This is a genomic window from Tepidibacter hydrothermalis (assembly GCF_029542625.1).
In the GTDB taxonomy this organism is placed as follows: domain Bacteria; phylum Bacillota; class Clostridia; order Peptostreptococcales; family Peptostreptococcaceae; genus Tepidibacter_A; species Tepidibacter_A hydrothermalis.
In genome coordinates, this window is sequence record NZ_CP120733.1 from 1,925,970 (window position 1) to 1,946,093 (window position 20,124).

Genomic DNA, 20,124 nt, shown 5'->3' on the forward strand with positions numbered 1-20,124 from the left:
GAAGCTCTTTTTCTTTTATATTTCATTATTTTTTGATCCCTGTTTATATTCATACATACGTTTATCCGCAATTTTTATTAATTCTTTATAATCATTGCTATCTTTTGGGAATTCAGCTATACCATAGCTAAAACTACAAATAATATTATTACCTTCAAATACTATTTGATTATTTTTAAAGTTTTCAATTAACTCATCAAATTTTTTAATTAAACTCTTTGAATTAGTTTTAAAGAAAACTCCTACAAACTCATCTCCTCCAAGTCTTACTAAAATATCTGAAGATCTAATAGATTCACTTAAATTTTTAGCAAATGATTTAATCAATTCATCTCCTGCTAGATGACCGTACTTATCATTAATAAATTTTAATCCATTCAAATCAAATACTACTAAAGAAAATTTTTCTTTATATTTAGTAGGTTTATGAATATATTTATCAAGTAAATCTTCAAAATAACTCCTGTTATAAACATTAGTTAATTTATCATATCTAGATAAATAAAATATTTCTTCATATAACTCATATTTGCTAATTGATATTTGTACTTGATTTCTTATATATTCCATTATTTCTAAATCTATATCATCAAAAACATTTGTCTGATTGCTATCAATATTTATAAATCCATATAATTTGCTATCTATAACTATAGGAGCAGACATAATAGATTTTATTTTAAGGTTTTGATTTGTAGCTAAAAATTTAATTTCACTCATCTTATCAATATCATTAATAACTATTGCTTTATCTATGTTTCCTTTTGTTTTAAACCATACAATTGATTCTTTGAGCTTAATACTAAATTTTTTAGATTCTTCAATTTCATATCCCCTAGATGCAGCAATTTTAAGATTCTCATTATTATCTAAAATTAATACAGCTCCTATATTTGCATTTTCAATAGAATCAATGGCCTTTTGTAGTATTAAATCAAATAGTTCCTTAATATCATTTACTCCCATGACAGAATAACTTATTTCAAGCATAGCTTCCTTTATCTTTAATAATTTATTTATTCTTTTTTGATCTTTTTTACGTTCAGTAATATCTATTATAGAACCAACAATACCTTTAACCTCTTCTTTTTCATTTGTAATAACAGCTTTATTAAAAATCACATCTCTAATTGAACCATCTCTATGTTTAATCTCTGTCTCATAAGTTTGTTTACCTTTATTTTTTATCAATTCATTATCTGCTTTATAATAAACTTCTGCAAATTCTTTTGGATTAATATCATAACTAGTATGTCTTATAATTTCTTCTTTTGTGAACCCTACAAATTCTGTGAAAGCTATATTACAATTCTTATAAACTCCATTCTCATCTTTATAAAATATTGGAGTAGGAATAGTGTCAATAAAATTTTGAAGAAATTTAAAGTTTTCTTTCATCTCTATTATTTGTCCACACTTTAAGCAATGTTCTATTTCATATGATATTTCTTCTGCATCTTTGTTTTTCCTGATTTTATTACATAATTTTTTCCAACTATTTAATTTGAATAAAGATAAAAAGAATTTATATGCAAACATATTGATTTATCCTTTCTATATTTTTTAGCATAAAAACAAATTATGTATTTTTATATTTAATTAATTTATTTAAAATAAAATGTTTTATTTTTTAATATTATATCATAACGTTTTTGTAAGATAATAAGTTTTTTTTGATATTTCTGTCTTTTTTTTGCAATTATTAAATATATATTTAATTTTTATTTAATAAAAATAACAATAATATATAAATTAAATTTATATATTAAATTTTCAATAATTACTAATATAGCTTTCGTATTATTGGTTAAATTAATAATAGACAAAAATATAGGAGGCTATATTATGATTAAGAATAAAAATACTCGTAAAATATCCGATTCTCAAGCAATAAAAAATTTTCATCAATTAGATTTAGAAATGGGTAACGAAGTAACTCAACCAAATGATTTAAAACGACATACGATTGGCTCTACTAAACCATATGAAAGAAAAAATGATAAGACTGAATAAACCTTAAAATAATCACAAATAAATTAGGGTAGTTGAACTACCCTAATTTATTTGCAACTTTCTTTATAAGATCTTTAACATACTCTTCTTTATATTCCATATTATTAATCCAATACTCCGGACTATTTATTATATTTGCTTTAGCTAATTTATTTACTGAAGATATGAATTCACTGTCAATATTATTTTTTTCTATATATTTTTTAAATTTAATAATAAGTTCTATTACATATTCAGTTATATATATTTCACTATTAATCCAATAATCTGGTGAATCTATTACTGATTTATTTCTTAGTTCATTTAATATATTTGTAAATTCATTTTCTGGTTTATTAATTCCTAAATACTGAGAAAAATTATATATAAGTTTTTTTACATATTCAGTTTTATATTCTTTATTATCTATCCAATAACTTGGAGTATCTATTATATTTTCTTCAAACAACTTATTTATTGAATGTCTAAATTCTAAATTCAATTGAGATATAGGCCTTTTTCCTTGTAATAAGTCTTTTATTTTAAGACCTCCTGTCCATTGAAAATGAGGTCTATCTTTAATACTTTTAAAATCTCCACCCCATTCAAGCCCTATACTTTTACCTATTTTACCCATAACATCATATAAATCGGTTCTATTCCATTGAGCTTTTTTATTTATTATAGGTACACAATCAAAAGCTAATCCATAATTATGATAAGAATATCCTCCTTTTGCATTAGTAACTTTTTCACCTGATGCAGTTCTTCCTTGAGAATATAGTTTATCTTGTTCTTCTTTACTCCTAAATGTACTGTATATTAAGACATCTATTCCTTGTTTTTTGCATTCTTGAATAAACTTTTCAGCTAAATATTTAACATATGGATGTAAATCTTCTAAATTCCTACTCATTTTGTCCCTCCTCAATATTAGTCTATCTCACTATACTAATATATGCAGGTTAATATAAATTTGTTGATTATAAAGAGTTAATCCCCCTATTTAATACAAAAAATAAAGGAGCTAAAACTCTAAAGTTTTAGCTCCTTTTTATTTTATAAAAATAACCCTTCTATATACTTTGCAACTCCATCCTCATTATTAGTCTTTATAATTTCATTATCAGGAAGAGCATTTTTCAAATTTTCATCAGCATTTCCCATTACTAAGCCTTTTCCAACACTACTTAGCATCTCAAAATCATTAAATCCATCTCCAAATGCTATAACTTCATTAGATGATATACTGTAATCTTTCAATATTTCCTCCAAAGCAGCTCCCTTTGATACCCCTTTAGCCATAACTTCAAGACATACAGGTAAAGAAAATGTAACATGTACATAATCAGAAAATTTAGATTCAATTTCTTCTTTAACTAAATTCAACTTTTCTCCATCATCACATATGAAAAAGAATTTTATACACTCATATGAATCCAAATTATTAAAATCAACCATTTTATACATAAAACTAGACTCATCATTAAAGTTACTCAACCACTCATTTTCTTTTTCTACAAGCCAATGATCTTCTTGATAAACATTTACATGAACATCATCATCAAACTTCATTCCTAATATAGACTTACATATTTCAGGATCTATGTTATGACACAACAATCTTTCATTTTTAAAGTTGTGTACCCTTGAACCATTAGAAGTTATTAGTACCGTATCTAAATTAAGCTGTTCCTTTATATGGGATGCATCCTTATGATGTCTTCCTGTAGCTATAAAAAATTTAATTCCTTTCTTTATAACCTTCTCAATTACACTCTTAGTATATTCACTGACTCTATGATTACTATTAAGGAGTGTTCCATCCAAATCTGAAATTATTGCTTTATATCTCACCTTCAAATCCTCCTTCAAATATTAATTTAATTTAAATTATATCATTAAGATTACAATAAAAACAATAAAATTAATCATATATGTCAATTTTATACTTTTATGATCTTTAATATTTTTAGTGCTTATATAGCCACTTAATATATAAGCACTTAATATAGACGCTATTCTCAAAATATCATCATTTAAACTTACATACTTTTCAAATATACTAACATCAAGATAATAAATAGAATATATGCTCAAATACAAGGTGACCGCAAGTCCCGGTATCATTTTATTTAGATAATTAATATTTTTTGCTGCATTGTTTTTTTTGCTACTTCTCTTTTTTGTCTTCTTAAACATTTATACAACCTCATCTTTTATATTCTTATATATATATTACCATATTTGTCAAAAACAAAAAAACAAAAGAGTTGTTACTTTATCTTACCTATCAATTTCATTTTTTGCTTTCTTGTCATTTGCTTTATCTTATATTCTCTTTTTAAAGCTTCACCTTTTAAATCATATTCTTCATAATAAAGTAATTTTACAGGAAGCCTACACCTTGTATACTTAGCTCCTTTTCCTTTATTATGTGTATCAATTCTTTTATCTAAATTATTAGTATACCCAGTATAAAAAGTTCCATCACTACACTCTATTATATAAACATAATTAAATTTTTTTGTCTCCTTATTTGATATCATAAAATATCCCCCAAACTAAATTTTCAAATTAACTACAATTATATAGTATACACTAAAACAATACTAATACTTTACAGTACATACAATTGAGTATTATAATTTCCTAGTAAGTAAACTTATAATTATGTACAATTTGAATATGAATATAACTTCCTACTCATTATAAAAAATTCGTATTATAGTATCGAATATACTCATATTAGGGTATAATAGATTCATAAAACAAAAAAGGAGATACAAAATGCAAAATAAATTTAAACAGTATAATTTACATGAATTCATAGTAGAGAATCTTACTAAATCTGATATTGTAGAACCAACTAAGGTACAAAATGACACAATACCTTTAATATTAGAAGGAAAAGACGTAATAGGAAAAGCCAGAACAGGTACAGGTAAAACTTTATCTTATTTAATACCTATGGTACAAAAAATCGATTCAAGCAAAAATGATTTACAAATGCTAGTATTAGCACCTAGCAAAGAATTAAGTATTCAAATACAGCAAGAAGCCCAAAGAATAACTCAAAATTCAGATATAAAAACTTTCTGCATAGTAGAAGGTATGAAAATTGAAAAACAAATAGAGAAATTAAAACAAAAACCTCACTTAATTGTAGCAACTCCAGGAAGACTTCTTCACCTTATAAGTCTTAAAAAAATAAAAATGCATAATATAAATACAATAGCTTTAGATGAGGTTGATCAAATATTAGAAAAAGGCTTTATATCAAAGGTTCAAGGTATAATAAAGACAACTTTAAGAGATAGACAACTACTAAGCTTCTCTGCAACTATATCACAAGAATCTAGTGATATATTGAACAATATTATGAAAAAACCTGAATTCATTAACCTTGATCACATTAAGCCTATACCTACAAAAATTAAACACCAATATATGATAAGTACAGCTCGTAGAAAAACAGATACATTAGTTGAAATACTAAAAACTATAAAACCTTCCAAATCATTAGTTTTTATAAATAAAAATGAAAATGTAGATAGATTTGTCAAAGACATTCACAGACAAGGTTTTTCAGTTGGAGGGATTCAAACTAGAACTAAAAACCAAGATAGACAACATTTATTATCATCATTTCAAAAAGGAAAACTTAAAATTCTAGTTACTACTGATTTATTTACACGAGGAATGGATTTTCAAGATGTAACTCATATATTCAATATGGATTTACCACTTGATAAGGTAGATTATTTACACCGTGCAGGTCGTACAGGTAGAATGAATAAAGACGGAGTTGTTATAAATATAGTTAGAGATAGAGAAAAATTTATAATGTATAAAATGATGAAACAACTAAATATAAGCCAAGAAGCTATAACCATTGCAGATAATAAAATAGTTCTTGTTGATAATATAATCAAGAGAAAAAAAAGAAAATACTAAAACAAAAACGGTGAACAAATTGTTCACCGTTTTAATTTAAATATTGAATTTTTTTATACTATCTTCTAGAATAATTGAAAGTTCATTTAAATCTTGAGCACTCTTTGCAACCTGTTCAACTGCTTTAGATTGATGTTCAACAGATACACTTATTTCTTCAGAAGAAGCTGCTCCTTCTTCTGAGACTAAAGATATTCTTTTGATACTTTCAACTATTAAATCCTTATTTTTAGATAAATTGCTCACATACTCACTAACTATATTTATTTCACTTGTAATATGTTCTATCGAATTAGATATATCTTCAAAAGATTTATTAACATATTGTACAGAATTAGTCTGATCCATAGAAATATTTTTTACCTCATCCATAATCATAACTGTATTCCTATTTTCTTCATGTATAGAATCTATTATATTTTGAATTTCATTAGTTGCAACTCCTGAACCCTCAGCTAATTTTCTTATTTCATCAGCTACAACTGCAAATCCTTTTCCAGCATCCCCTGCTCTTGCAGCCTCTATTGATGCATTTAATGCAAGTAGATTAGTCTGTTCAGCTATTGATCTTATAGTATCTAATATAACTCCTATATTTTTAGATTTTCCTGTAAGTTTATTAAGAGCATTCTCTATTTTTAATATGGATTTATTATTTAAATCTGTCTTATTCTGAAGATCTTGTACAGATCCAATCCCCACCTTATTAAACCCTATAACTTCATCTGTGTCTTTTAACATTTTATTCATATTATCCGATAATTCATTGAATTTATTATCCAAATCAACAGCAAGCTCAACTCCATTTTCTACATCAATAGATTGCTCTTTGACCCCTTGTGATATAGATTGTATTGACTTTGATATTTCCTCTGAGGATGCACTTACTTCTTCTGTAATCGCAGCTAATTCACTTGATGATTCAGACAATCTATTTCCAACATTTTGACTTTGCATCAACAAGTTTTTAATATTATCTATCATTAAATCAAAATGTCTTCCTATATCACCTATTTCATCGTTTGATTTTAAATTCATCTTAGATCTTAAATCTCCATCTTTAACCCTATCTATAGTATTTACTATATGTTTTATGTCTTTAGTAATTCTATTTGAAAATATAACACCTGTTATACAAGCTATTAATCCTATTATAATTCCAACCATTATGATGCTTTTATATACATAATTACCTTTTTGAGCTATTTCTCCATAATCTATAAAAGTAACAAGCATCCAGTCAGTATCATCCATTTTTTTAAACGCTACTATTTTTTTATCTATAGCTCCATTCTTTTCTTCAAAATCATAATCTATTATATCCTCATTCTTACTATTTATTATTGTTAAGAATTCATTTGAGTTTATATTTTCCCCTACATTGTTTTTATCTGTTCTAGTTATAAAATTTCCATTTGTATCTATTATAAAAGAATAGCCTGATTCACCTATTTTTATACTATTAACTTTTTTAGATAATTCATCTAATGTAATATCTAATGCTACTACCCCTACTAGTTTATTATTTTCCTTATGAACTGGTATAGCATAGGTCATAACCAATTTGCCACTTACACTATCCTCATATGCATCTGTTATTATAGGTTTATTTGCTTTAACAGCATCTTTATACCAAGGCCTAGTTCTAGGATCATACCCTTCACTTCCACCATCATCATATGGATATGTAATGTACTTTCCGTTTTCAGTTCCCATATAAACAGATAATGCTTCCTTATAAATATTGGTGCAATCTTCAAATAATTCTAAGCAATAAGCTTCATACTCATAATTTTCATCTACACTTTGAATAAACATATTTTCACTTATAATATTTAGAGAACTTATATATCCATTAAAACTAGTCCTAATTTCTCTATCTACATTTTTATTTAATTTTAACATAGAATTTTTGAACTGTTCTTCTATAACACATGTTGATTTTTGATAAGATTGATATCCCAAAATAGTTAAAGGTATTATTATGACTGATAATACCAGAATTAATACTTTATTTTTTATAGTTAATCGCATTTCCCTCACCCCTTATCCCTTATATTTATTTTTATTCTCCACGAACTCAATTTTACCTTTTTTTATATTTATTACCATTTAATTGTATTTTTTTAATAAAAAAACTAGCCTTATATAAGACTAGTTTTAAAACGGATACCATAAATTAAAATTCATATTCAATTTGATATATATAGAAGTTAATAAACATATTAAAGATATTGACAAAACTAAATAATCCATTTTATTAATCTTGTGATAATTATACCACGTTCTACTATTATGTTTACCAAACCCTCTAAGATCCATGGCATTTGATACTACCTCTATCCTTTTTAATGCACTCGTAATTAACGGCATTATTATAGCAGTAAAATTTTTAACTCTTTTAGACACAGAAGCCTCTCCCTTTTTAAAAGAAATACCTCTAGCTTGTTGAGAATTAACTATCTGATTAAATTCCTTTTGAATATCAGGAATATACCTAAACGCTATATTTAAAGCATAAGCTATCTTATATGGAACTCCCATCTTATTTAAGCTACTTGCAAATTTACTAGGATGAGTAGTAAATATAAATATAAGAGTTATAGGAAGTAGTGTAGCGTATTTTAAAGATAAAGTCAAAACATAAAATAGACTTTCAAGTGTAATAACACTGTAACCTATATCAATTATATATGTGTATGTACCCGTTAACTTTGATCCATATTGAGGAGTTATTAGTAATATAAATAAAGAATTTAATAAGTTAAAACCAATCATAACCCCAACCATAATTTTAATAGTCTTAAAAGGAATTTTAGATTTATACAATAATATAATTCCTAATATACCTATACATGCAAATATTCTAATATCTAAAAACATAAAAGTTATTATAGTCCATACCATAAACAATATAAATTTAATACCAGAATCTAATTTGTGTAAAAATGTATCTTCTTCAAAATATAAAGTTCCTATTTTACCCATTAATACACTCCTTTTTTCCATTTTCATAATCTATAAAACTTTGAATAAATGAATTAACATCTTCTATACCTAAAAGACTAGCAAGTTTTGATAAAGATGTTTCTTTTAAATCAGCCTTTTTTATAATTTTTTCATCTGCTAACACATTAGCAACTCTATCATCTGCAATTTTTTGACCATCACTTAAAACAACAGCTCTATCAGTATATTCAAGAGCTAGATGCATATCATGTGTTATCAATATAATAGATATTCCTTTGAATGTTAATGTCTTTATAAACTCCATAAACTCAGTATAATGTTTATAATCCTGACCAGCAGTAGGCTCATCGAGTATCAATACCGTAGGCTCAAGTATAAGCATAGACGCTATTGTAAGTCTTTTCTTTTGACCATAACTAAGTGCACATACCGGCCAATTTTTATAAGAAATCAATCCACATATTTTTAAAACATCTTCCACTTTAGCTGATATAGTATCACTATCATATCCTTTATTCAATATTCCTAAGGCAACTTCATCCTTAATCATATTCTGTGTGATCATATAATTTGGATTTTGCATAACATATCCTATATGTTTACCTCTACTTGATATACTCCAATCATTTATATTATCGCCTTTATAAACAATTTCACCTTTATCATGCTTATTTATTCCAGTTATAATATTAGATAAAGTTGATTTTCCAGAACCATTATTTCCAAGTAAAGAAATAAGTTCTCCTTCATAAAGATCAAACGATATCCCTTTTATTATTTTTTCATTTTTATCATACGAAAACTCTAAATCTTTAACTGATAATACAATATCTTTATACTCTTTTTTATCTTTAGATGTATTCAAGTTTTTATAAAAAGAGTTTACTTTATCTTTAAACTCAGATTTATTAACATTATCAAAACTATCTAATTTATCTTCTTTTTTAATTGTACAACCTGAATGTTTTAAAGCTTCTATATATAAAGGTTCTCTAAGTCCATATTTCTTCAATATATTTGATGCAAGTATTTCACTAGGAGTTGTGCAAGCTTGTATTTCGCCTCTATCAACTACAACAACCTTATCAAAAGAAGCCTCCAAAACATCTTCAATTCTGTGTTCTACTATTATAATCGTTTTTCCTGTTTTTTTATGTATCTCATCTATTAATTTCATAACCTTTTTACCACTTGCAGGATCCAAATTTGCTAGTGGTTCATCAAATAATAAAATTTCAGCTTGAGTTGTAAGTATACCACCAAGAGATACTCTTTGCTTTTGCCCTCCTGATAATTCATAAGGACTACAATCTATATATTTCATCATATCTACAAGCTTAGCTGCTCTTATTACTTCCTCTTTCATCTTAACTTGCTCTATATTCTCATTTTCAAAATAAAAAGCTATATCTTCTCCAACAGAAAGCCCTATGAATTGACCATCTTGATCTTGAAGTATAGTTCCAACCCTTTTACTTATTTCAAATATACTAGTTTTATATGGATTTATATTATCAATAACCAACTCACCTGTTATATCTCCATCATATGAAAATGGAATTAGCCCATTTATACAATGAGCTAATGTCGACTTTCCTGATCCACTGGGTCCAGCTATTAAAACCTTTTCCCCTCTTTGTATATCAAGATTTATATTATTTAGAGTTGGCTTTGATAAACTCTTATACTTAAATGTGAAATCCTTAAAAGAAATTATCGATGCCATATCATTCTCCTTACTTATCTAGTTCTAAATTCGAGTTTTTCTTATTAACGTTCACAAGACCTAATATAGTAGGTATTCCCAGTGCTAGAAACACAATAAGATTAGATACAATCGCTCCTACAACTTGTATAACAATCTTATTAGCTGGCTCACTCATAAACATTACATCAAATGCTCCTGCAAATACAAACGCTATAATTATACCTATTGTTCCAGTAAATATCATATATATATAGTGTCTTTTAGTAGCAATCCCATTTTTAACACTAAATTCTTTGTAGTTATATACAAGACCCATAAAAAATCCCATAATAGCAGAACTTAAAACCCAACCCCACCAGATTCCCCATCCAGCTATCATATCAGTCAGTGCATGTCCTATAAACCCTACCAAAAAACCTACTACAGGTCCAAATAAAGCCGCAAAAATGCTCAACAGTGCAACCGCAGGCTTGATATTAGTGTTAGGCGCTATTGGAAACCCAAATAAACCTAATACTCCATATAAAGCTGCTCCTATACCTATAGTTACTACTGTCTTAGTATCAAATTCAAATATTGATTTTTTTATTTCAATCATCCCCTCTTATTTATTTTATTATCAATAGTATCAGTCCGTATTTATCCAGAATAATATTATTATAAATCAATAATTTTGTCAATTATAAATAAAAGGAGCCTTTAGGCTCCTTTATGACATCTTTTTTAGTAAGAAAGATTATAAACTCAACACTAAGCATATTACTGCTTAAAGTGATTTATCTTTAGTTGTTACTACATATTAATTGTATGCTGTAAATTTAATTTTAATACATATACATCAAAAAAATAATATATTATAAATTCTACCTTTACATCGAATCATTTACATATATAATAAACTAGTGTATATAAAGTGAAACTTAATTCAGATGGAGTTTTCTCCCCAACTGAATTTTTAGTTGAACTAATCCAGAGTTCTTAGCTTTCGGATAAATAATTATATTTTCACAAAATTATTATAAATACAATATAAAGGAGTTTTTCATGAGACTATTAAAAAAAATGATTCACAAAGACATAACTCAAATTACAGGTGAAATTTTTGAAAGAAAAGCAGCACGAGCAATAATATTAGATGGAAACAAAATACTTCTAATGTACACTAAAAGATATAATGATTATAGCTTTCCTGGTGGCGGCGTAGAACCTGATGAAGAATTAACTCACGGACTTAAGAGAGAATTAAACGAAGAAACTGGAGCTAAGGATATTGAGATTATAAAAGAATTTGGTATGCTTGATGAATACAGACCTACTCACTATGAAGGGTATGACCTTATGCATATGATTTCTTACTTTTATGTATGTACAATTAACAAAGAACTAGGAAAACCTAAATTAGAAGATTATGAAATTTCAAATGGTATGACTCCAATATGGATAGATATAGATGAAGCAATAAATCACAATATTAAATTAATTCAAAGTAAAGATTCTAAAATGGGTCTTTCTGTTGAAAGAGAAACAATTGTTCTTAATTTAATCAAAGATGAATTAATAAATAAATAGGGACTTTTAAAAGTCCCTATTTATCCAAATACCTTACTAAAAAATCCTTTTTTGCTTTCCTTCCTATTGTTTGCTAAATACAACATAAGCTTCTGATTTTCTACCCTAACCTGCTTTCTAACCTTATTACTTATCTCATCTCTTAAGTTTATACTTATATCGTCTAGTTTTTCACTGATTTCATTTCCAAGATCTTCTTTTAGTTTTTGCTCTCTCTCAATAACAATATCTCCAATAGCTGCACCCATTATATTCTTAAAATTTTCAGCCATAGTTTGTTGAATATCTTCAATAGATTCTAATGGATTAGCTTGAGTCAAAGTAGCTGCACATTCCTCATTAGATTTGTCAAAATTACTATTATGTATATATTCCTTTATAAAATTTGTTCCCATTCCTTTTTGCTTATATTTCTTTATATTTTGTATTAATTCAATATCATAGTCTGTATAGTTTCTATTTCCATTATCACCTCTAGATACTTTAAGTTCAAACTCTTTTTCCCATCCTCTTAAAGTTTTTTTATTTAATCCTGTTTTTCTAGATACCTCACTAGTAGTATATATTTTCATAAATATCCCCCTTATTAAAAACAAAAATTATAATAATTCTAACCATATTTTTTAAGTTCAACAAAACCATTTATATTCCTTTAATCAAAAAAAGAGTTAATACAACATATTCGCCGTATTAACCCTTTAAAATATTATTCTTCATCATAAAATTCCAAATAAGAATGCTTTTTAGAGTCTTTTTGCCATCCCAAAATAGCATCTATATTAACATTTTCTGCTGATTTAAATATACATTTATCTATATCCTCAAAATCAAGCTTAAGTTTTTTTATAAGTTCTTTTATCTCAGTTCTCTTATTAGATGTTTTCTTAGCAGCAACCATGCACGCACAATTCAGTGGCCATATACCACTTTTTTGTGTAAATGTTTGTATATCATTTTCTCTTATATAATACATGGGTCTTATCAGTTCCAACCCTTCATGATTTGCAGACTTTAACTTAGGAAGCATAGTTTTAAAACTTCCTGCATAAAACATATTTATAAGAGTAGTCTCAATGACATCATTAAAATGATGTCCAAGTGCTAGCTTATTACATCCAAGTTCTTGTGCCTTTGCATACAAAGACCCTCTTCTCATCTTAGCACACATATAACATGGATAATCCTGAGCTATTTTATCTATTACCTCAAATATTTGAGACTCATATAAATGAATAGGTATATTCAAATAATTACAATTATCAATTAAAAGTTCTTTTATATTCTCATGATATCCAGGGTCCATAGCTATAAATTCAAGATCAAATTTTATTTGACCATGTCTTTTAAGTTCTTGAAATAGCTTTGCCATAAGCATACTATCTTTTCCACCAGATATAGCAACAGCTACCTTATCTCCATCCTTTAAAAGATCATAATCCTTTATACCTTTTACAAACCTTGACCATATACGCTTTCTATAGGTCTTTATTATACTTTTCTCAATGTCTTTAAGTGGTTTTCTTTCATTAAATGGTATTAATACTTCGCATCCACTTCCAGCAATGCCATTATTTTCTTGATTACTCATTATGTCACCTCTCTTTAACAAAAGTATTATAGCACTTTTTATAAATTATGTCTCTGTATTAATATTCCAAAAGTTTATTCTATACTATCAATATATCTATCTACATAATCAATCAACTCTTTGCAGCTAATCTTATTGCCTTTTAGCTCCTTACATATAACACTTCCATATTCTTGTTCTATTTTGTTCATAAGCTCTTTAGTATATAATCTAGCTTCTTTTTTTTGTTCTGCATCTTGTCCACCTTTTAAAACACCTATAGAACTAACACCTGCGCAGATTGCTCCACATACACTTCCAACTCCCATGCCATGGCCCATAGAACTTGCTATTGCTACAGGTATTTCCGTATTCTTTTTCTCATTAGTTGCTTTAATTACAGACTCAGCACAATTATATCCATTTCCAAAATAATCTAACGCTTTTTTCATATGTATCTCTCTCCTTTTAAATTTACTTTTAATATAACATCCGAATATATTGTACCATTATATTGCAAAAAAATGTATAAAACTATGCTATATATGTCAATAATTAAGACTCATACTAAACTTAACCGGAGGTATACTAATGTTAGAATACAAAGAATTAAAACAAATACTACACTCAATTGAATATTCTATACATAACTTAGAAAATAGTTTAGATAAGTATAGTAAATGCTTACCAAAATCTGATAAATTAGAAATAATCGCTCAAATACAAAATTACAACGATATACAAAACAAACTAGAAAAACTAACAAATGAAATGGAAGTTAAAGCAACTTAAACATACAATTACTTTGATGTTGAGCCTATACCACCTAATCTATCAACTTGAACAGGCTCATCATCATCTGCTATTAAATACTTTTGAAATATTCCCTGTGCAAATGCTTCCCCACATTTAACCTCAAACCTTTTATCTCCTTCATTCTTTAAAGCTACAAATATATGACCTTCATTCTTTTCATTATTATAGTAATCAGAATCTATAAGTCCAACTTGATTTTTAAGCCTTATATTATATTTAAATCCATGACTACTTCTAACCAATATGCATAAACACTCATCCTGTTTCATATAGCTTTTAATCCCAGTCGGAACAACAATAGACTCTCCCGGACTCAAAGTAAAATCATTAACACAATAAAAATCATATCCAGCAGATAAACTAGTAGCACGTCTTGGTTTTTTCATATTATTATATTTTTCTTTTATAACTTCATCACTTAAATCTCTTCCTAAAGTCTTTTTAAATTCATCATAACTTACTATCTCAAATCCTCTAATCATATAAGTCTCCTTTTATTAATATATTTTCTTTTAATATATTAACATCGGATTTTCTATTTGTATATATCAATATTTTGATTATATAATTCATTAGTTCCCACTGTACATCTTATCTTACAAGATATTTCCTCATACTTTTTAAGTTGATATATTATATCGACTTTATCTAAATCACATAAATGCTCACTATATTTATTTAAATAATTCTCCAGATTAGCTATAGAATAATCTAATGATTTAGATATAATATGTAGATCATCTGTTTTAAACATAATACCATCTCCTTCCTAATAACTACATTCTATCCAAATACATATTAATTAATAACACAACAAAACCCTAAAAACTAAATAATTTAGTTTTCAGGGTTTTATTTATAAGAAAAATCCATAACTTATTTCTCCTTTGAAATATCTACTTATTGTACTTACTATTAGTTAATCCATATCTAAATATTAAACATAATACAATCAAGATCAATACTATTCCATATATACCCAAACACATACCCCCTTTAACGGTTTTTGCGAATAAATTTTCGACTTCCTTCGATTTTATTCGCCTTCATACGAATCTTTTATATAATTATATCATGTTTTTGTGTTTTTTTCAATAGGGTATAATTATCATTTACTAATTATACCCTAAGTCAAATTCCCTATTGAGGATTATAAATCCCTTTACTTTTCATATAATTGAATAAACCTTCACCATGTTCTTGCTCTTCTTTTTGTATATGGTTAAGGACTTGTCTTACATTCGTATCACAACACTCAAATATAGTAGTATTATATGCTCCAGATACATACTTTTCAGCCATCAAAGCATCTTTACACAAAAGAGCATCTTGTGGATCGTATGTATTTGAAGGAGTGAAAGTTGGAGTTTGATTTTGTTGTTGTGCACCACCTCCAGTGCTTGGAACAGTACCACTTAATATCTGATTGATACTGTCTAAATGCTGTTGTTCTGTAGTTGCATACTCATTGAATAATTGTTTAAGCTCAGAACATTTAGCTCTTTGAGCATACTCAGTATAATTTTCAATACACATCTGTTCATGTGACTTTTGATCTTCTAATAACATTCTTTCTTTTTGAGTTAAATTTAACATGTAAAACACCTCCTTACATTAGTTTTTTCAATATTATATTTTTTATGCATTTAAAAAGAAGTAGTACAAACTACTTCTTTAAAATCAATATATTCTCTTTTCAGGAATTACCCCTCTTACTCCACCAGTTGGATTTTCTATATCTCCCTTATATCTCGGTATTATATGAGTATGTAGATGCATAACAGTTTGACCTGCATGTTCTCCACAATTAATACCTATATTATATCCATCTGGTGAATACTTATCATCTAACATGACTTTACACTTATCAATTAAATCCATTATATCAATTTTTTCTTCATTTGTAGTATCAAAATAATCCTTAACATGCCTTTTAGTTATTATAAGCATATGCCCTTTATTAACAGGATATTTATCGTATATAGCATAACAAAGTTCATTTTCTAATATGTATTCTCTTATCTCACAAAATATACAGTTCATAGCAATCTCCTTTTTACTTATCAAAAAAATAAGAGTTCTAATACTTCATCTTATCTTCTAATCTATTTTTATAGTATTCTTTTGTTCTAAACTCAACAGCATCTTTAAAATGTTTTATAAAACAATCATTATCTATATAATCACCTAGTTCCTTATTCAAACAGAAACATTCTCCATCCATATAGAAAAAATCTTTTTCAGTTTTCAACAAGTATTTCATAGGCATTCGTTTAGCAAGCTTTATATAATCCTTTTTTTCCCACTTTTTATAATTAGAAGTTGACTTGTCTTTTTTCAAATCTATTTTATTAGATCCATTAGAATAAAAGTTCTTAAATGAATCATATATATCATCTTCATTTATTTTTAATTTAGGTCCATTATTATAGAAAGAACTAATTAGTGGCATTTTATATGTTTTACTCATACTAGTTTTTTCAATCATATTTATAAACATAGAACCCTTAGTATTTAAAATCATCTTTTCATTTTCGTCTAACTCATTTAGTTCATCTAAAAATTTAAGATAGTTTTTAAATATATTTAGTTTTGATTTTTTTCTCATCTTAACATATATATCATTTTCAATATAAGTTAGCATTTCAGTTCTACTCGGAACTTCGTTTAGATATCTTTTTATTCTATAATACTCATCTTTTATCATATTCTTAATATTCTTATTTGATTTTTCCATATCTTTAAATATATCTATAAGCCTAAAATCAAAATTTACAAAACAATCTTCAGGATACTCCTCCTCCGTAGGCACATGATTTTTATCATAACTATTATTAATTATATTATCTCCAGTTAAAAATAACGGTACTAAATTGGCTCTTTTATAATTACCTATAAAATCCAAAACATTAAGATATTTTTTATTCTTATTCTTTCTAAGACCTCTTCCTAACTGTTGCAAAAATATAGTAGGTGATTCAGTGGGTCTTAATAACATAACCATATCTATAGATTTTATATCAACACCTTCATTAAACATATCAACTGAAAATATTACATCTAGGTTTCCTTTTTCTAAATCTTCTATAGCTTCACTTCTATCTTTTGAGTATTCTCCATTTGAATTGCTATAAACAGCACAAGCTTTCACACCATTATCACAAAAGAATTTAGCCATATATTCTGCATGATGTTTACTTTTGCAAAATCCTAATGCTTTCATAGTTTTGAATTTAGTATAATTCTTTAAAATAATATCAGCTCTTTTATTTATACTAAGTGCCTTCTCTAATTCTTTCTCATTATATTTACCATTTTTAAATTCTATTTTTTCATAATCTACGCTATCATCATATATACCATAATATCTAAAAGGTACTAGATAACCTCTATTTATAGAATCCTTTAAAGATACCTCATATACAACATTATAATCACATAAAGCAAATACATCCTTATTATCCAATCTATCAGGGGTAGCTGTAAGCCCTAACATAAATTTCGGCTCGAAGTAATTTATTATATTTTTATAATTACTAGATACGGCATGGTGAAACTCATCAATTACAATATAATCAAAGTAATTCTTTTTGAAATACTTTTCATTTAAATATGTATCTTTTCCCAAAGTTTGAACTGTTGCAAATAATATATCACAATCTTTATCTCTAAATTTATTCATAAAAAATCCTAATTTAGAATCTCTTCTTATACTTTTAAATGTATCATACGCTTGTTTTAAAATTTCTTCTCTATGAGCAACAAATAATATACGATTAAATTTTTGTGAATCAAATGCTGCTAAATATGTTTTTCCAACACCTGTAGCTGCCAAAACCAATCCCTTATCCATTCCATCTAATCTAGTTTTGTTAAGATTGTATAAAGCTTCTATTTGAGCTCCTCGTGGCTTAAATAATTCTATTACTTCATTCTTTTCATTAGGAATATAATCGTTAACCTTAGGCTTTTTCCAAGTCTTTGCATATTTTTCAAGTTCCATTTCATCCACTATTATAGACTTATTATAAAATAAATCTTCAAAAGTCTTTTTATAATAATTGAAATCTTCTTCCTGAGTATCCCTAGTCAATCTATAGTTCCATTCAATTCCATCCGTCAAGGCTGACTTGGATATATTAGATGATCCAATAAATATATCTGCTCCATCTTCATACTCAAACATATAAGCTTTTGCATGAAAGCTTCTAGATTTATCATTATAAAATCTTAAATCAACCTTATTTCCCATTATAGTTCTTATCAAATACAAAGCCGAAGGTTGAGTTATATTAAGATAATTTCCAGTTAATATCCTAACTGGTATGTTCCTACTAACCATTTCTTTTAAATCATCTTCTAATAACCTAACACCTGATTCCATTAAAAAAGCCACTATTATATCTACTTTTTTAGCTCTTTTTATAGATTCTTTTATAAATTTATATAAATGTTTATTATATCCTGTAATGCATTTATCATTATGTACCATAGTCATATCTCCTTACGATAAGTACTTTAGTTAATTTTACCATTTATATTATATACTATAAATCACTTTGACTTAATTTTAATAAAAAGTTAAACTATTTGTATAAATAATTAAAAGGAGATATAAATATGAAAACATACGATAAAATTGTCAGAGATAAAATTCCTCAAATAATAGATAATGCAGGTAAAAAATTTGATATTCACATAGTAAGTGATGATGAAGCTATATCTTATTTAGATACTAAATTAGATGAGGAAGTAAAAGAATTCCACGAAGATAATAACTTAGAAGAGCTTGCAGATGTAATGGAAATTTTATTTTCATTAGCAAAAAAGATGGGCTACTCAGAAGATGATTTATTAAATAAAAGATTAGAAAAAAAAGAATCTAATGGCGGATTTGACAAAAATATTATATTGACTAAAGTATATTAATTATTTTGAATTAGAGGTGAATTTAAGAATGTTTAATACCTTAAGTTATATAGCTGAAAAACTTAATAAAGAAAAAGTTGTATGGGCAGTTGGTGCTTCTCTATTATTAAATCATTATGGACTTGTAGATAAACCTAATGATATTGATATTTTAATAGATTTAAATGATATTGAAAAAGCAGATATAATACTTAAAAGTATTGGAGAAAAGAAAGTTTATGAGAAATCCGATACTTACTCTACCAAATACTTTTATGAATATATTATAAATGGTATTGATATTGATGTTATGGCAGGATTGAGTATTAACCATAATGAAGGAATATATAAATACAATTTTGATAGTAACTCAATTTTACAAAGTACAAAGATCAATGGTATACATATACCTCTAACTTCTTTAGAAGATTGGTATGTTCTATATCAGATAATTCCAAATAGAGAAAATAAGGTTACGATGATAAAAAATTACTTGTTATCAAATGGAATAAATCAACCTAATTTATTAAAAAAAGCATTAAAAGGAAACTTACCAAGTAACGTAAGAGATAATGTCAATCGACTGTTAAGTTCACATTCTTCTTCAAATAGAAATTAAGGGAAGCCAAAACAGCTT

At 26.5% G+C, this 20,124-nt stretch carries 23 protein-coding genes; 6 read left to right on the top strand and 17 right to left on the bottom strand.

The window, feature by feature from the left end; genetic code table 11:
• Window positions 1-15: 15 nt before the first annotated feature.
• The gene (locus P4S50_RS08800) at window positions 16-1,539 is read right to left on the bottom strand and encodes a sensor domain-containing diguanylate cyclase (RefSeq protein ID WP_277734466.1); all 1,524 of its coding nucleotides are present in this window, start codon (window positions 1,537-1,539) and stop codon (window positions 16-18) included.
• 306 nt (window positions 1,540-1,845) lie between these two features.
• On the opposite strand from P4S50_RS08800, the gene P4S50_RS08805 reads away from it, so the two are divergent.
• The gene (locus tag P4S50_RS08805) at window positions 1,846-2,013 is read left to right on the top strand and encodes a hypothetical protein (RefSeq protein WP_277734467.1); all 168 of its coding nucleotides are present in this window, start codon (window positions 1,846-1,848) and stop codon (window positions 2,011-2,013) included.
• A gap of 37 nt (window positions 2,014-2,050) precedes the next feature.
• On the opposite strand, the gene P4S50_RS08810 is transcribed toward P4S50_RS08805, so the two are convergent.
• From P4S50_RS08810 to P4S50_RS08825, 4 genes are all read right to left on the bottom strand, one after another.
• Window positions 2,051-2,908, bottom strand: a complete 858-nt coding sequence (locus P4S50_RS08810) for a M15 family metallopeptidase (protein WP_277734468.1) — start codon at window positions 2,906-2,908, stop codon at window positions 2,051-2,053.
• 143 nt (window positions 2,909-3,051) lie between these two features.
• The gene (locus tag P4S50_RS08815; protein WP_277734469.1) at window positions 3,052-3,849 is read right to left on the bottom strand and encodes a Cof-type HAD-IIB family hydrolase; all 798 of its coding nucleotides are present in this window, start codon (window positions 3,847-3,849) and stop codon (window positions 3,052-3,054) included.
• A gap of 36 nt (window positions 3,850-3,885) precedes the next feature.
• Window positions 3,886-4,194, bottom strand: a complete 309-nt coding sequence (locus P4S50_RS08820) for a hypothetical protein (RefSeq protein ID WP_277734470.1) — start codon at window positions 4,192-4,194, stop codon at window positions 3,886-3,888.
• Window positions 4,195-4,268: 74 nt separating this feature from the next.
• Complete coding sequence (locus P4S50_RS08825) at window positions 4,269-4,541, bottom strand: GIY-YIG nuclease family protein (RefSeq protein WP_277734471.1); 273 nt, start codon at window positions 4,539-4,541, stop codon at window positions 4,269-4,271.
• 241 nt (window positions 4,542-4,782) lie between these two features.
• Between P4S50_RS08825 and P4S50_RS08830 the strand changes: the two genes are divergently transcribed.
• Window positions 4,783-5,949, top strand: a complete 1,167-nt coding sequence (locus P4S50_RS08830; RefSeq protein ID WP_277734472.1) for a DEAD/DEAH box helicase — start codon at window positions 4,783-4,785, stop codon at window positions 5,947-5,949.
• 36 nt (window positions 5,950-5,985) lie between these two features.
• On the opposite strand, the gene P4S50_RS08835 is transcribed toward P4S50_RS08830, so the two are convergent.
• The 4 genes from P4S50_RS08835 to P4S50_RS08850 form a co-directional block, all read right to left on the bottom strand.
• The gene (locus P4S50_RS08835) at window positions 5,986-7,983 is read right to left on the bottom strand and encodes a methyl-accepting chemotaxis protein (protein WP_277734473.1); all 1,998 of its coding nucleotides are present in this window, start codon (window positions 7,981-7,983) and stop codon (window positions 5,986-5,988) included.
• Between the two features lie 126 nt (window positions 7,984-8,109).
• The gene (locus P4S50_RS08840; RefSeq protein WP_277734474.1) at window positions 8,110-8,937 is read right to left on the bottom strand and encodes an energy-coupling factor transporter transmembrane component T family protein; all 828 of its coding nucleotides are present in this window, start codon (window positions 8,935-8,937) and stop codon (window positions 8,110-8,112) included.
• Complete coding sequence (locus tag P4S50_RS08845) at window positions 8,930-10,645, bottom strand: ABC transporter ATP-binding protein (protein WP_277734475.1); 1,716 nt, start codon at window positions 10,643-10,645, stop codon at window positions 8,930-8,932. The genes P4S50_RS08840 and P4S50_RS08845 overlap by 8 nt, the downstream gene beginning before the upstream one ends.
• Window positions 10,646-10,655: 10 nt before the next feature.
• Window positions 10,656-11,225, bottom strand: coding sequence for an ECF-type riboflavin transporter substrate-binding protein (locus P4S50_RS08850; RefSeq protein ID WP_277734476.1), 570 nt, complete (start codon window positions 11,223-11,225; stop codon window positions 10,656-10,658).
• Between the two features lie 446 nt (window positions 11,226-11,671).
• On the opposite strand from P4S50_RS08850, the gene P4S50_RS08855 reads away from it, so the two are divergent.
• Complete coding sequence (locus tag P4S50_RS08855; RefSeq protein ID WP_277734477.1) at window positions 11,672-12,196, top strand: NUDIX domain-containing protein; 525 nt, start codon at window positions 11,672-11,674, stop codon at window positions 12,194-12,196.
• Window positions 12,197-12,216: 20 nt separating this feature from the next.
• On the opposite strand, the gene P4S50_RS08860 is transcribed toward P4S50_RS08855, so the two are convergent.
• The 3 genes from P4S50_RS08860 to P4S50_RS08870 all read right to left on the bottom strand — a co-directional run bounded on the left by P4S50_RS08860 (window position 12,217) and on the right by P4S50_RS08870 (window position 14,215).
• Window positions 12,217-12,768 (bottom strand): MerR family transcriptional regulator, encoded by a 552-nt coding sequence (locus P4S50_RS08860; RefSeq protein WP_277734478.1) that lies wholly within the window; start codon window positions 12,766-12,768, stop codon window positions 12,217-12,219.
• Between the two features lie 134 nt (window positions 12,769-12,902).
• Entirely contained in the window at window positions 12,903-13,784 is an 882-nt protein-coding gene (locus P4S50_RS08865) for a tRNA 2-thiocytidine biosynthesis TtcA family protein (RefSeq protein ID WP_277734479.1), read from the bottom strand.
• Window positions 13,785-13,858: 74 nt separating this feature from the next.
• Window positions 13,859-14,215: a C-GCAxxG-C-C family (seleno)protein gene (locus P4S50_RS08870; RefSeq protein ID WP_277734480.1), complete on the bottom strand. Its 357-nt coding sequence runs from the start codon at window positions 14,213-14,215 to the stop codon at window positions 13,859-13,861.
• Between the two features lie 139 nt (window positions 14,216-14,354).
• Here P4S50_RS08870 and P4S50_RS08875 point away from each other — a divergent pair, with 139 nt between their 5' ends.
• Window positions 14,355-14,555, top strand: a complete 201-nt coding sequence (locus tag P4S50_RS08875) for a hypothetical protein (protein ID WP_277734481.1) — start codon at window positions 14,355-14,357, stop codon at window positions 14,553-14,555.
• Between the two features lie 8 nt (window positions 14,556-14,563).
• Here the strand turns inward: P4S50_RS08875 and P4S50_RS08880 are convergent, their stop codons facing one another.
• From P4S50_RS08880 to P4S50_RS08900, 5 genes are all read right to left on the bottom strand, one after another.
• Window positions 14,564-15,061 (bottom strand): dCTP deaminase/dUTPase family protein, encoded by a 498-nt coding sequence (locus P4S50_RS08880; RefSeq protein WP_277734482.1) that lies wholly within the window; start codon window positions 15,059-15,061, stop codon window positions 14,564-14,566.
• A 53-nt stretch (window positions 15,062-15,114) separates the two neighbouring features.
• The gene (locus P4S50_RS08885; RefSeq protein WP_277734483.1) at window positions 15,115-15,333 is read right to left on the bottom strand and encodes a hypothetical protein; all 219 of its coding nucleotides are present in this window, start codon (window positions 15,331-15,333) and stop codon (window positions 15,115-15,117) included.
• A 386-nt stretch (window positions 15,334-15,719) separates the two neighbouring features.
• A complete protein-coding gene (locus P4S50_RS08890) occupies window positions 15,720-16,175 on the bottom strand; it encodes a spore coat protein (RefSeq protein WP_277734484.1) in 456 nt (151 codons plus the stop codon).
• An 84-nt stretch (window positions 16,176-16,259) separates the two neighbouring features.
• Entirely contained in the window at window positions 16,260-16,622 is a 363-nt protein-coding gene (locus P4S50_RS08895) for an HIT family protein (RefSeq protein WP_277734485.1), read from the bottom strand.
• A 37-nt stretch (window positions 16,623-16,659) separates the two neighbouring features.
• The gene (locus P4S50_RS08900; RefSeq protein WP_277734486.1) at window positions 16,660-19,071 is read right to left on the bottom strand and encodes a DEAD/DEAH box helicase family protein; all 2,412 of its coding nucleotides are present in this window, start codon (window positions 19,069-19,071) and stop codon (window positions 16,660-16,662) included.
• A 128-nt stretch (window positions 19,072-19,199) separates the two neighbouring features.
• Here P4S50_RS08900 and P4S50_RS08905 point away from each other — a divergent pair, with 128 nt between their 5' ends.
• Window positions 19,200-19,508, top strand: a complete 309-nt coding sequence (locus tag P4S50_RS08905; RefSeq protein WP_277734487.1) for a nucleoside triphosphate pyrophosphohydrolase — start codon at window positions 19,200-19,202, stop codon at window positions 19,506-19,508.
• 28 nt (window positions 19,509-19,536) lie between these two features.
• Window positions 19,537-20,106, top strand: a complete 570-nt coding sequence (locus P4S50_RS08910; RefSeq protein WP_277734488.1) for a nucleotidyltransferase family protein — start codon at window positions 19,537-19,539, stop codon at window positions 20,104-20,106.
• Window positions 20,107-20,124: the final 18 nt, after the last annotated feature.

Bases quoted from the DNA above. Each gene is read 5' to 3' on its own strand.
- P4S50_RS08845 (WP_277734475.1), bottom strand. From the start codon at position 10,645: ATGGCATCGATAATTTCTTTTAAGGATTTCACATTTAAGTATAAGAGT.
- P4S50_RS08875 (WP_277734481.1), top strand. From the start codon at position 14,355: ATGTTAGAATACAAAGAATTAAAACAAATACTACACTCAATTGAATAT.
- P4S50_RS08910 (WP_277734488.1), top strand. From the start codon at position 19,537: ATGTTTAATACCTTAAGTTATATAGCTGAAAAACTTAATAAAGAAAAA.
- P4S50_RS08825 (WP_277734471.1), bottom strand. From the start codon at position 4,541: ATGATATCAAATAAGGAGACAAAAAAATTTAATTATGTTTATATAATA.
- P4S50_RS08905 (WP_277734487.1), top strand. From the start codon at position 19,200: ATGAAAACATACGATAAAATTGTCAGAGATAAAATTCCTCAAATAATA.
- P4S50_RS08895 (WP_277734485.1), bottom strand. From the start codon at position 16,622: ATGAACTGTATATTTTGTGAGATAAGAGAATACATATTAGAAAATGAA.
- P4S50_RS08890 (WP_277734484.1), bottom strand. From the start codon at position 16,175: ATGTTAAATTTAACTCAAAAAGAAAGAATGTTATTAGAAGATCAAAAG.
- P4S50_RS08835 (WP_277734473.1), bottom strand. From the start codon at position 7,983: ATGCGATTAACTATAAAAAATAAAGTATTAATTCTGGTATTATCAGTC.
- P4S50_RS08885 (WP_277734483.1), bottom strand. From the start codon at position 15,333: ATGTTTAAAACAGATGATCTACATATTATATCTAAATCATTAGATTAT.
- P4S50_RS08865 (WP_277734479.1), bottom strand. From the start codon at position 13,784: ATGAGTAATCAAGAAAATAATGGCATTGCTGGAAGTGGATGCGAAGTA.
- P4S50_RS08830 (WP_277734472.1), top strand. From the start codon at position 4,783: ATGCAAAATAAATTTAAACAGTATAATTTACATGAATTCATAGTAGAG.
- P4S50_RS08855 (WP_277734477.1), top strand. From the start codon at position 11,672: ATGAGACTATTAAAAAAAATGATTCACAAAGACATAACTCAAATTACA.
- P4S50_RS08810 (WP_277734468.1), bottom strand. From the start codon at position 2,908: ATGAGTAGGAATTTAGAAGATTTACATCCATATGTTAAATATTTAGCT.
- P4S50_RS08850 (WP_277734476.1), bottom strand. From the start codon at position 11,225: ATGATTGAAATAAAAAAATCAATATTTGAATTTGATACTAAGACAGTA.
- P4S50_RS08880 (WP_277734482.1), bottom strand. From the start codon at position 15,061: ATGATTAGAGGATTTGAGATAGTAAGTTATGATGAATTTAAAAAGACT.
- P4S50_RS08860 (WP_277734478.1), bottom strand. From the start codon at position 12,768: ATGAAAATATATACTACTAGTGAGGTATCTAGAAAAACAGGATTAAAT.
- P4S50_RS08820 (WP_277734470.1), bottom strand. From the start codon at position 4,194: ATGTTTAAGAAGACAAAAAAGAGAAGTAGCAAAAAAAACAATGCAGCA.
- P4S50_RS08800 (WP_277734466.1), bottom strand. From the start codon at position 1,539: ATGTTTGCATATAAATTCTTTTTATCTTTATTCAAATTAAATAGTTGG.
- P4S50_RS08840 (WP_277734474.1), bottom strand. From the start codon at position 8,937: ATGGGTAAAATAGGAACTTTATATTTTGAAGAAGATACATTTTTACAC.
- P4S50_RS08900 (WP_277734486.1), bottom strand. From the start codon at position 19,071: ATGGTACATAATGATAAATGCATTACAGGATATAATAAACATTTATAT.
- P4S50_RS08805 (WP_277734467.1), top strand. From the start codon at position 1,846: ATGATTAAGAATAAAAATACTCGTAAAATATCCGATTCTCAAGCAATA.
- P4S50_RS08870 (WP_277734480.1), bottom strand. From the start codon at position 14,215: ATGAAAAAAGCGTTAGATTATTTTGGAAATGGATATAATTGTGCTGAG.